Annotated in this window: 1 protein-coding gene (running past one end of the window); it reads right to left on the reverse strand. The window is 62.5% G+C overall.

What is annotated here, in order from left to right; genetic code table 11:
• Positions 1-10: 10 nt before the first annotated feature.
• Positions 11-13266, reverse strand: partial view of a beta strand repeat-containing protein gene (locus ACZ5WW_RS08770; RefSeq protein WP_377165085.1) — the 3' portion only. The gene runs 18757 nt beyond the window's last position; 13256 of the gene's 32013 nt are visible here — the last part of the coding sequence; its start codon lies beyond the right edge, outside the window — the gene reads right to left on this strand; the stop codon is at positions 11-13.

The raw sequence follows: 13266 nt of genomic DNA on the forward strand, positions 1-13266 counted from the left end.
CGGTCCTAGCTCAAACAGCCATCCTGCGGCGGCGGCGCCAGCCGAGGGCCAGGAAGCCGAGCAGCAAGAGCAGCAGCCTGCCCGGCTCAGGCACAGCCACCACGATGATGCCGGTGCTGTAGAGATTGCTGATGTCCCAGAACATACCGCCGGTCAGGGTGGGCAGGTCCACGAAATCAGTGGAGGTGTTGCCGGTGAGGTTGGCGAACTTGCCAGTCGGCGTCAGGCCACCCCAGTCGATCAGCTTCCAGGAATCTCCCACGTTGAAGCTGGTCGAAACCAGGGAGCTGCCAGAGCCGATGCCCACTTTCAGGGTAGCCCCGTCGATGGTGATCAGGGACGACGCAGATCCGGTGTTGTTGAAGATCAGGCGGTCGTTTTCGGTCGTATTGGTCGTGCCGCTCAGATTGAGGAACAGGTTCAGCTTGAGGGTGGAGCCAGTGGCCAGAGTGGCGAAGCTCTGGTCGCCCTGGACCACGCCAAGGAACGGATCTGTGTATGTGGGTGTGGTTCCCGTGGAGTTGAGGGCCACAATGAGCTGGCTGGCTGCGGTGTGGCCAATGTTGCCAACCGCCAGTGTCGCACCGGTCTGGACGGTGAGGCCATTGCCAACGCCGGGAGCGATCGAACCCGTGCCACCAATCGTGGCCCCGGTCTGGACCACCACACTGCCATAGCCGGTGCCGGAACCGGCGGTGTTGTTCACCAGCAGGGTGCCTGAGGTCACCGTGGTGGTGCCATGGTAGGTGTTGTTGCCGGAGAGCGTGACCACGCCTGAGCCGGTCTTTGTCAGGGCGAGCATGTCCTCCGCCCCGTTGGCTTCGGTGATGTTTCCGGAGAAGGCGATGCCAGTTCCGGAATTTGGCGTGCTGGACTGGACCACCAGCTCCTTGTAATCCTGGAAGCCGGTGATGAGGTTCTGCAGGCTCACATTTCCAGTGAAGGTCACCGGGTTGGCCGAGGCAATGGTGGTGGTGCCCACGCCGTTGTAGTTGATGTCAATGTTCTGCGTGATCGTGGTGATGGCCGCATTGTTGATCTGCAGGGTGACGTTCGGGTTGCTCTGATCCTGCAACCAGTGGACCGGATCGGTGATGGCTCCATTGACGGTGGTGACACTTGGCGAAGCCATGAAGTAGGTCAGGCCGGCCGAGGAACCGCCGTTCACAGAGACCTGGGCTCCGTTGACCATGTTGGCAGAGGAGTTGAAGACCAGGCCGTTGGTGTTGTTGAGTCCGTCCACACGGGCCAGGTTCATGGTCATGTCATCATTGATCTGGGTGATGGCGTAGAGCCCGTTGCGCTCTGGGTGGTCAATTTCATCTTTGACCAGGATGGTCTTGCCGATGTCTGCGCTGGTGAAGGTCACGCCGTCAATGGTGCGGCTGACATAGTAGAAGGCACCGGAGCCTGCATCGGAGTCATTGGCCACGATGTGGCCGCCGCCGGTGGCCAGGAAAGCACCGCCGTAGCCGCTGACGTCTTTGGCGTAGAAGGAAGTGTTGCGCTCCACTCCGAGAAGCGAAGCCCCGTTGGTGGCGTAGTCAGCCGTCAGCGAGAACCCGTAGGAGTCCGGAGTGAATGCATTGCCACCCAGCTCGAGGGTGGAGGTCTGACCGAGCGCGGATGCATTGGCCAGAACCAGGGTGCCGGAGCGCAGCACCGTGCCTCCTGCCATGTCTGCGCCGGAGCCGCCCGTCTGTGAGCCGTAGGTGTTGGCACCAGCCAGCACGACGGTGCCGCCGCCCATCACCGTGATGCCACCCTGGCCGGAAATGACGCCCTGGTAGGTCACTGTGGAGCCCGCGTTGTTGGACAGGAAGACATTGCCTCCGGCCGTGCGGTTCACTGTCACGGCTCCGGTGACCGTGGTGCTGGAAGCGGTGGTCTGCAGCACCGAAATGCCTTCGCTGTTCACGTTGCCAAAAGTCACCGCATTGGAAAGCGTGTTTCCATTGAAGACGAGCGTGAGCGCTTTGTCAGCGGTGCGCGTGTCTGTGGTGGTGCCGACTTCGACGGCTCCGCTGCCCAGAGAGCCGTTTTGCTGGGCGATCAGGGTCCCCTCAGCCAGCGAGGTGCCGCCGGCATAGGTGTTGTTTGCGGCCAGGCTGAGCACGCCATTGCCACCTTTGATCAGCGTTCCGTTGCTGCCGGAAAGCACCCCGGAGATGACGGCGTCAGGGACGAGGGTGGAGGAAGACGGAGCATCATACACAGGGCCACGACCGCTGACGACTTCGACCATGCGTGCCTTGCGGCCAAGGTCGATGCCGTTGGCAAAGATCACGGTGCTGTCGGCATCCTGGGCGCCGAGGATGAGGGAATCATTGTCCGGAACGAAGCCGTTCAGGCCCCATGTCAGTGTGGCTGCGCTGCCGCCAATGTTGACGGTGCGATTGGTGGTGTAAGCGGCAAAGCCACCGCTGCTGGTCCAGTCCACCTGATTGCTGCCTGTGCCGAGGTTGCGGGTGAAGTCTCCGGCATTGAGGCCGACCACACCGCCATCGATCCGCAGATGGCTGGCGTCTGGCAGAGCACCGGCGGAGTCCAGGCGCATGACACCGCCCTGCAGGTAGGTGGTGCCAGTGTAGGTGTTGGTGCCGGAGAGAGCCGTGGTGCCGTCGCCGCTCAGCACCAGATTGACGAGCCGACCGGCGGAGTTGTTGTTGGCGATGGAGGCGCTGATGCTCAGCGCCGTGAGCGGATTCCAGTTGTAGATGATAAGATCTGCCGTGGTTCCGTCTGTGTTGGCCAGACCGCTGGTCAGGACGCCACCGACAATGGAATTCTGGTGGGTGCCGGAGTGCGTGGTCTGCAGGATGGCACCGCTGGCAATGGTCAGCGTGTCCGTGATGGTGATGATGCTGGAATTGAGCTCGATAGGCTGCGTCGTGAGGCTTTCAGAATAGAGAGACACGGTGCCGACCTGCGTGAAAAGCTGACCGCTTGGGTTGGTGATCAGCACGATGTGGTTCACGGCATCGATGGAGTAGATCGTTGAGTTGGCAGGGATGCCAGGTCCGGAGATCGCCATGCCCACCTTGAGACGGGAATCAAAGATGTTGGTGATGGTGTAGCCGTCCGCGCTGAGAGTGCCGCTGAAAGTAGGCGAGTTGAAGGCATACAGGGTCACGGAAGGTCCGTTGAGGACCGGCGCCTGGCTCAGGGTGATGGTGTTGTTGGCCACATCAATGGCGGTGATGAAGGTTCCGTCTGCAATGCCGTTGCCACGGACCAGCTGGCCGACCTGGAGGCGGTCGACGCCCGGCACACGCTTCACCAGCAGCGGGTTGGAGTCCTGGCCAAGGTCACCCGCGAAGGAGGTGCCGCTGTTGGTCAGCAGGATGGTGTTCACCGAAGCGCCGGAAACCGTGCTGCCGGTGAAGGATTCTTCCATCAGGGCGCCGTCGCTGATGTTGTCGGTGACAATCCAGTTGGCGACATTGGAACGGAAGGTGTGCGAGCCCTTGATGTCCGATCCGGTGATGATGTTGGTGGAAGAGTCCACGAAGGCGAAGTTGTTCACGCCCGGATTGTTGGTGCTGTTCAGCGTGAACAGGGCACGTGGCATGATGACACCGACGTCGATCAAGGCGCGTCCGGCGAGGGTGATCTGAGACACCAGAGCACCACCGTTCACTTCAAACAGCACGGTGCCGCCCTTCTGGAAGTTGACGCCTGAAGGGTTGTTGATGTCCTGCAGGTTGAGGAAGGTGGCTGCACCATTCGCACCCGTCACACGAATCACGGAAGAACCTTCGGCGATGTTCAGGGTGCCGATGATGTTCTGGGTGGTGTTGCGGCCTGAGATGCTCTGAATGTCGAGCGTGCCACCTGCCATGGTCAGGGCGCCGATGTCGTTGCGGATGTACTGGTCGTTGAATGCAGGCGCGAGCTTCAGGGTGCCGTCTCCCACCACCAAGGAGCTGATGCCGTAGCCGCCGAAGGAGGTTCCGAGCATGTAGAGGGTGCCTGCGCCGATCTTGACGATGCCGTAGTCATCCTGATTTCCGGGGGTGGTGTAGTTGCCGCCCATGGTCAGCACGGTGTAGGCGTTGCCCACATCCCAGACAGCGGTCTGATTGATGGTGAAGCCACGGTCCGAGCTGGCGCTGGTGCCGTTGAACTGCAGGGTGCCGCCATTGAAGACCAGGTTGGCCAGGGTGTTGCGTGAGGCGCCAAGGCTGGAGGCCGGGCCTGCAAACACCAAGGTGTTGGAGCCGGTGGTGATCGCCGCCACGGAGATGTAGATCGTGGTTCCGTCAACGATCTTGGTGATGGTGGCTCCGAGAGGAATGCCAGGGCCGGAGACCAGCTGGCCGACACTGAGATTCGCCGTGGAGGCGACGGTGACCTTGGTGTCTCCGTTCGTGGTGGAGGAAATCAGCGTGGCTCCGATGCTGGTGCTGGCTCCGAACGTGAGATTGTTCTGGCCGGTGGTGGTCACGGGGTTGGAAATCTCGATCGTGTTCTGATCCAGAATTCGCAGGATGGTGGAGTTGGCCGGGATGCCGTTGCCGGAGATGGTCTGGCCCACGGTCATGCCCAGGGTGCTGCCAACGGTGATGCGTGTGCCGCTCTGGGTGTCAGTGGCAAGCGTGCCGTTGTAGAGCGTGGAGCTGCCAAAGGTGAGATTGTTGGTGCCGGACACCAGCGCCAGTGTCGTCGCGTTGCCGCTAGGATTCAGCACGCCGATGGTGATCTGGGTGCTGTTCACAATGGAGAGGATGACGACGGTGCCGCCGTTGGTGGGGATGATCCCGGAGCCGGAAACGGTCTGCCCCACGGTGAGCCCTGCCGTGCCGCTGGCGACGGTGACGGTGGCGCTGTTGGCCGTGGTGGTGGCAGAAATCGTGCCGCTCTTGGCCGTGATGCCGCTGTTGTCGTAGTTGAGGTTGGCACCGGTGGTGGTGAGCAGCGCGCCGTTGGACAGGGTGACCGTGGTGGGGCTGTTGATGGCCGTGATGGTGACACCCGATGGGAGCTGAGAGCCGGTGACGATGGTTCCGATCGTCAGGCCGGCGGCATTTTCGACTGAGGCGGTGCGGCCCAGCGACGTGAGGTTGGTGATCATCTGTGTGCCGGAGGTGTAGCCTTCGACGCCAAGGGAGGAGATCGTGGTGACACCCGCATTCAAGGTGGTGACCCCTGTGTAGAGGTTCATGCCGGAGAGGATCAGGTTGCCCAGGCCGGTCTTGTCCAGGCCGGTCACCTGGGAGAACGTGAGCGAGCCGGTGCCCGCCCCTGCCACGGCGGCATTGCTGAGGGTGATGGTATTGGTCTGGAAACTCCGGTCGGTGCTGCTGGTGATAGTTTCATTAGGAGCGCCATCAAGCGTGAGGGTTGTGCCATTGATGGCAATCACTGTGCGTCCGAGCACGGTCGCTCCTACGAAAAGGGTGGAAGGCACACTGGAAACCGTCACAGTGTTGCCGGAAGTTGCGGTTATGTTAACCGTGGCGGTAGTTGAAAGCGAAGTGATGGTGGTTCCATCCACGATGCCGAGTCCGGAGACTCTCATCCCCACATAGAGGCCCGTAGTCCCATTGGTGCCGTTGAGGCCGGTTCCGTTGGTGGTGCTGATCGCGCTGATCAAATTGCTGCCAGCATTGGTCGTGCCGGTGCGGTTCTGGTTGAACTGCAGCGTCTGCGTGACCGAGGATGTCGGAGCCGCGCTGAGGGTGATGGTGTTGGTCTGGAACTCGCGCGTGGAGGCGCTGGAGATCGTTTCGTTGGGGGCTCCGTCAAGCGTGAGGGTCGTGCCGCTGATGCCGGTCACGGTGCGGCCCAGCAGTGTGGCTCCCACAAAGAGGTTGGTAGGCACGCTGGAGACAATGACGCTGTTGCCGATGGTCTGGTTGATCGTCACCGTGGCCACCGAGGAGAGCGAGGTGATGGTGGTGCCCGCAGCGATGCCGGAACCCGTGACGAGCATGCCCACGGCGAGGTCGGCGGCGTTGATGTTGCTCACCAGCGTGTTGCCGCTCACCATCGTGCCGGCGCGGTCCGCACGGCTCGCGGAGTTGTCGACGATCACCGCGGAGATGTCCAGCGGGGCATTGACGTTGTTCTGAAGGATCAGCAGGTCATTGACGGTGGTGCCCACCCGGCCGGTGGAAAGCGTGCCTGTGCCGTCGATCAGAGCCGTGCTGCCACCCATGTTGGAGGTGACGAGGATGGCTCCGCCCTGCAGCGTGTTTGATCCGTTGAGTGTGACGGTGCTCACCCCTCCCCCGCCCACCGGGTTGTGGAAGCGCAGCGTATTGGCAGTGTCGTTCGTCTGCGTTGTGTTCGCGACGAAGTCCATGTTGCCGATGGTCGAGGAGATGACCCAGTCGTTGTTCACCGAGCTGGCGGTGTAGCCGGTGTAGGCACGGATCATGAGATCGCCGGCTGTCGTGGTCTTGGTATCGACCAGCGATTCGTTGAAGGAGCTCTTCGTTGCCCAGTCGGAATCACCGACCGTGGCCCAGGAACCCAGGATGCCCACCGTGTTGTTGGTGTCGGTGCTGGCGATGTCGTTGCCGCTGAAGTTGACCTTGCCGCCCACACCGCGGCTGATGCCGTTCATGCGCAGGATCGAGCTGCCGCCGAGGCGCGAGATGCGGTTGTCACCGGTGTTGATGGTCACGCCAGCGACGATTTCCACGTGAGATCCGCCCAGCAGTTCGAGCGTGCCGCCAAAACGGCTGCCACCGAGCACCAGGGCGCCATTGTCTGCGAGCTTGCTGAAATTGTTGGTGGTGTAGTCCAGGCGGAGGGTGCCGGCCTGAACGGTGTGGTTGATGACATTGATCGTGGAGACACTGTTGCGGGTGGTCGGATCTGCCTGGCCGCTGAGGATCAGCGTGCCGCCACCGATCTGGTTGATGGAGCTGTTTCCGCCCAGGGTGCCCTTGAGATTGAGGACCGAGCCCTGCTGCACCAGGATGGTGGAGGTGGCGTTGACAAAGACCGAGCCAGCCCAGGAGCTGTTTCCGGTGGTGGTGGCCAGGGTGCCGCCTGCCAGGTAGATGTTCTGCACCGTGTTGTAGGTCACGCCGCGCAGATCCAGCGTGGCGTTCTGGTTGCCGATCAGGTTGCTGCCATTGGTGCCGCCAGCAAGGATGATGCCTGCACCACCCGCAGCCCCCAAGGCGCCGTCCACAGTCGCTGCCAGGACACCGGCGAGGATCGTGGTTTCACCCGTGTAGGAGCTCTGCGTGCCGAGCACCCAGGTGCCGTTGCCAATCTTGGTCAGCGAGGTGGCTCCGCCGGCGCCGTCTCCCAGCGCCAGATTGAAGAGGTTGTCGCCACGGTTGGCACCGCCCAGGGTCAGGGTGCGGGAGCCCGAGCCCGTGAATGCCACCGCAGGGGACAGTCCGTTGAAACCGAAGGTCACGGTGGCCCCGACGAGCGTGCCGTCTGCGATGATGGCACCCGCGCTGTCTCCGACGCCGAGTGTGAAGGAGCGGTCGGTGATGGTGGAGGCGTTGTTGAAGTACCTCAGCGCGCCTCCGTTCAAGACCAGGTTGGCCGCGTCGTTGGTGGCATTGCCGATGCTGCTGTTGAAGCCGCCAAAGGCGAGCTGCGACACACGGAGCACGCCGCCGTTGATCACGGTGGGGCCGGAGTAGGCGTTGCCGTTGCCCAGAGTCATGACTCCATCTCCGTTCTTGGTCAGTCCCAGGACGCCGTAGGAGATAGGGCCGTCGGTGATCACCCCGTTGAAGGTGAAGTTGTCGGTGGCATTGACCACGAGGGTGGAGGCGGCGGTGCCGTTGTTGGTGACCGTGCCAGTACCGGTGATCTTGGCCACCGTGGTGTTGAAGCCGTTGAGGTTGAAGGTGCCGTCCGTGTAGACGGTGTAGCCCCCGTTGCTGCTGACCAGACCGTTGCTGCTCTCAAGGCGGACTTCGCCGCCGTTGACGGTCATCGTGCCGTTGAACTGGTTGCTGCCGCCCAGGCGCAGCAGGCCGGAATTCACCTGAATGTCGCTCGTCAGGGTGTTGTTTCCAAGCAGCGCGATCGTGGAGCCGATCATGCGGATGAAGCCGATGGTGTTGTTGCCCGTGAGCTTCACGGCATTGAAGCCGTTGTACACCAGGTTTTGATTGGTGCCGTCTGCCACTGCCAGCTGCGAGATCTCGATGGTGGTGCCATCAACGATGCGTGTGATGACGGTGCCATCAGGAATGCCGTCGCCAGTGACGGTGCCTCCCACTTCGAGACCGGCGGTCGTCGCCACAGTCACGGTGTTTCCACCGGTGACGAAGGTCGAGGCCAGAGTGCCGGTGTCGATCACCTGCGCGCCGACAGTTTCCAGGCCGCCCGAGAGGTTGTTGTTGCCCGCGATCAGCAAGACCCCAAGGCTGGCGCTGTCAGGGGAGAAGATCAGGCTGCCGGTGTTTCCGATGATGCTGTTGGCAGCACCAATGCTCAGGGTGCTGTTGGTGGCGACGCGGAAGTAGCCGTCTGCGATCCCGATGGTGATGCCACGGTTGGAGTCGTTGAACACCAGGTTGGTGCTGGCGCGCAGCACACCGCCGTTGATCGTCAGCTGGTCGGCCTGGTAGCTGCCGGGATTCGATCCGAGGTCGCTTTCACGGGTGATCTGCAGCACGCCGTCGTTGATGTAGGTCTTGCCGGTGTAGGTGTTGAGCACTCCGAAGGTCAGCGTGGTGGTGATGGCAGCGGTGGGCTTCTGGGAGAGGATGACCTGGTTGTTGCCCACCAGGCCGATGACGGTGGTCCCCGGAGCGATGCCAGAACCGGACACGGTGGAACCAACCACGATGTCGGTGTTAAAGTTGTTCGTGTTCAGCGTGATCGTGGCGCTGTTGGGATTCATGTTCACGACGCTTGCGGTGACGGTCGGGTTCAGCACCAGAGTGCCTGCACCGGACTTGACCACGGAGACGATGTTGGCGCCGTTGTCCACGATGGCGCTGAAGACATTGAGCTGGTTGGTTGGCTGCTGGAAGATCAGCTCATAAGGGTTGAGAGAGCCGGTGTAGGTGCCAGCCGTGAGCCTGCCGCCCGTGATGGTGTGCGTGGCCTGGGTGGCCAGAATGCCCCCGCTGTTGATGATCAGCGTGCTCTGCGTGGTCGAGGAGATCGGGTTGATGTTGATCGTGAGGCCGGAGCCGCTCTGAATGTTGAGCGAGTTGATGGTGCGGCTGCCAAAGGAGGTCGGAGTCTGCGAGGCGGTGACCTTGATGTTCTGCGTCGAAGTCCACGAATGGATGGATGTGGCACTGTTGGCCGCAGTGTAGGAGGTCAGGGCCGTGATGGCGTTGACGGAGCTGCCGTTGACGGTCTGGGAGGACACCGTGGCCCATTCATAGGCTGCCTGGCCGCCGGTGATGGTCGCACGAACCGCCCAGCCGCCGAGAATGCCGTTGCTGTTGGCGAGAACTGCCGTGGGCGTGGTGGTAAATGCGATGACTCCGCCGGTGTCCGAGCTGCCGCGGATCGAATTGAAGATGGCGGTGGATCCCGCTGCACGGGTCCCGAGGCCGGCCAAGGTCAGAAGGTTGGTGGCCGAGGTGGCTTTTTCCGAAACAATGCGGTTCGAGCCACCGGCAAAGGACAAGGTGCCCAGCGTTTCAGAGAAGTTTTCCGTGCCTGCGGTGCCCACGCCCTGGAGGGTGAGCTGCCCAGCGTTCATGGTGATGGTGGCCGAGTCGTTGATGCGGTTGACGGCGGTCGCGCTGGTGTTCCTGATTCTCAGCCCCTGGAAGGTGTTGCCATCGGCAAGGGTTCCGCTGCCGGAGATGAGGATGCTGGTCACGCCGGAAAGGGCGCCTGAGCCTTCAATGCGCAGGTCGCCGCCGATCAGGCTGATCGCGCCGTTCATCGTGCTGGAAGCAAGCACGGAGAGCACGCCGCCGGAGGTGACGTTGTTGCCGTTGCCGACCACGCTCAGGCCGCCGGACTGCACGTTGACCGCGCTGTTCCAGTTCACGAGCGTGAGGTTCTGGATGCCGGAAACGTAGAAGCCGCCGCCTGTGACGGTGGTGGTGTTGTTGAAGTTGGTTGTGCCGCCTTCAAGCACTTTGATGCCGGCACCAAAGGTGGCGACCGAAGAGCTGAAGTTCAGAGTGCCGTTGCCGCCGTCGCGCACCATCGCGCCTGTTCCGGAGACAGCGCGGGAGAAGTTCCAGGTGGCGTTGTTGTTGATGCGGAAGCCCAGAGTGCCGTTGTTGGTGATCGTCTGGGTGCCGATGGTGCCGCCACTGATGCCGTTGCCAAAGTTGGTCGCGCTTTCGAGCACGAGAGTGGCGCCCGAGTTGATGGTGGTGGAGCCGGAATAAGTGATGTTGCCCAGGGCCAGGACCTGGGTGCCATTGCCGCCGATGACGAGGTTCAGCACGCCGGTGCCCGTGTTGTTGGCGCGGTCACGGAGGAAGCCGTTGTAGTAGCTCACGCCGCTGGTGTTCAGAGTCAGGGTGCTGTTGGCCGACTGGTTTTCACCTTCGAGGTTTTCAATGACGCCGCTGGCGGTGAAATCGGAGATGCCACGCACGGTTTCGTCAAAGCCCATCAGCTTCCAGTAGGAGTTGTTGCCGTTGTTGCCGGTCGAGTCTCCGCCGAAGCCTGCGTCAAACTTGATGAGCGAGGTGTTGGCGATCTGCTCGCTCGCGCCAAGCTGGACGACGCCCGTTCCAGAGCCGCCCATGCTCACATTGCCGATCTTGAGGTCTCCGACAATGGTACCGTTGGCCACATAGGTGCCGTAGGTGGTGTTGGTGGTGGCGGAAGCCGTGGCTGCGTTGGAGAGAACCAGCTGAGTGCCGTTCTTGACCGCCAGCACCACGGTGCCGTTGGGGATGCCAGGATTGCCGTTGACCACCATGCCGGCATAGAAGCCGGCGGTGTTGGTCACGTTGACCAGCTGGCGCACGTCAAACGTGGTGGCGACTCCGACCGTGTTTGTCACACTGGCGTTCGTCGAGATCACAAACTGGGTGGCTGAGTTGATCTGAATGACGGTGGCGCCGGCAGGGATGTTCGGATTGCCGGAAATCACCATGCCGACGTAGAAGTTGTTGGTGTTGGCGCCGCCAACGAGGTTGACCACATTGCTGCCGCTCGAGGTGGTGGCGGAGGAGACCTGGACGCTGTTGCTCGTCGTGGTGCTCATGACGGTGGTGGTCTTGGCCAGCACCAGTTCCGGATTGCCGGCGTCGCTGTTGCCACGGCTGAAGACGGTGGTCAGGCCGGTGTAGGAGTTGGCGGTCTGGCCGGTGAGAGTGACACGGCCCGGGCCCATGATGTCGAGGCCGAAAGTCGAGCCCGAAACCTGGGAGATGGAGCCGCTGATGTCGAGACGGGCTGTGGCGCCGCCCGCGTTGGAATTGACGCGCAGGTTGCTTGCGAGCTGGACCGGTGCGGAGATCACGTCTGCACCGACGGTGGTGCTGTTGGACTGCACCTTGCTCAGCAGCGCCTTGCCGTAGCCGCCGTTGTTGAAGATCAGGCTGCCGCCGCTGCCCTGGGCGATCTCGAAGTGGTTGGTGTTGTTCTGATCCCCCAGCACCATCACGCCCACGGTCTTGTTGCCGTCCAGGTTGATCTGGGCGTTGAGGTTGACCGCCGTGCCGATGTTGGTCGTGAAGTTCACGATGGAACCGATGGAGTTTGGCACGGTGGTTGGCAGCCAGCTTGCCACCGCATTCCATGAGGTGGAGCGGTCGAGATTGAAGTTGTTCATCAGCACCGGAATGGTGCCGGGCTTGGTGATGACGAGGATGAGGCCGTAGGCATTGAACAGGCTCACGTCATAGACCAGACCGCCGCCGAGGGTGGGGAGGATGAGGTCGCCGCCGCCGGAGCCGCCCGTGCGGTAGTTTTCGCCGACGTTGAAGCTCGAAAGCGAGTCCAGGCCGGTCCAGTTGCCGAGATTGAAGATGTCACCGCTCTGGGCTTTGCCCGCGCTGGTGGCCAGCGTGAGGTAGTTGTTGAGGTCCTGCACCACCAGGGTGGTGTGGTTCAGGGTCAGCATGCCGTTGACGGTGATGAAGTCGGTCCGGCCGGCAGGGATGGCGGTCGCGTCCCAGGTGGCGCGGTTCAGATCACGGTAGCCGCCGAGGGTGTCGTAAGTGCCGGTGAGCAGCGAGCTGAGCAGTCCGGAGCCGCCGTTCAGGGTCGCACCGGCAATCTGGAAGTTGGCCGTGGAGCCGGTCTGGAGCGTCAGGTTGCCGTTGAAGGTCATGGAGCCGACGCTTGCGCCCAGGAGATCGCCTGGGGAGAGGGTCGCGCCGCTGTTGATCATATGGCTGGTGCCATCCAGGAAGTTGTTGCCCAGAGTTCCCACGGTGCCGTTGATGGTGCCTGAGCCTGCGAGGGTGGCACCGCTGTTGACGGTGGTGGCGCCCAAGCCGGTGCGTCCGGCGGAGGAGACGCCGACCTGCAGCGTGCCGCTGTTCACCGTCGTCGTGCCGGTGTAGCCGCTGATGGTGGAGGAGAGCACCCAGTTGCCGGTGCCGTTCTTGACGACGCTGGTCGAGCCGCCGTTGTCATTGATGGAGGATGCGAGGGTGTTGGCGCCGGTGTTCGTACCGGTGAGGGTGAGGACGCGCGCTCCCGTGCCGGAGAGGCCGAGGAGGCCCGCATTGCTCAGGGTCAGAGCCCCAACACCCGAGGCCTCGATCACCGCACCGCCGGTGCCGATGGTGAACAGACGGTTGGAGGAAGCCGCGTTGCCTGTGTAGCGCAGGGTGCCGCCGTTGATCACCAGGTTGGAGGCCACGTTGGTGGCAGACCCGATGCTGCTGGCGACCGAGCCGTTGGTCATGACGCTGACCTGAAGCACACCGCCGCTGATGGTGGTGCTGCCGGTGTAGGTGTTGGAGCCGCCAAGACGCCAGGTGTTGGTTCCGGTCTTGATCAGGGCGGTGGTGCCGCTGCCGTTGCCAATGACAGAGATGAGGCTGTTGATGATGGCGGCGTCGCTGGTGCCTGTAAGGGTGAGCGAGCGAAGGCCGCTGCCAGAACCGCTGAAGGCCAGCGAGCCCGGGTTGATGAAGGTGAGTGCTCCGGTGCCCGAGGCGTCCAGGGTGGCCCCGTTGGTGGTGCCGATGGTGAACAGGCGGTCCGTGCTGGAGCCTGCGCCCTCGTAGCGCAGGGTGCCGCCGTCGATGACCAGGTTTGCCGCAGCATTGCTGGATGCCCCGATGGCGCTGGCGATGCCGCCATTCTGGACGTCAAGGATTCTGAGCGTGCCGCCGTTGATGGTGGTGACGCCGGTGTAACCGTTGCCTGCGGCAGCGCTGAAGGCGATGC

The organism is Prosthecobacter fluviatilis (assembly GCF_055388355.1).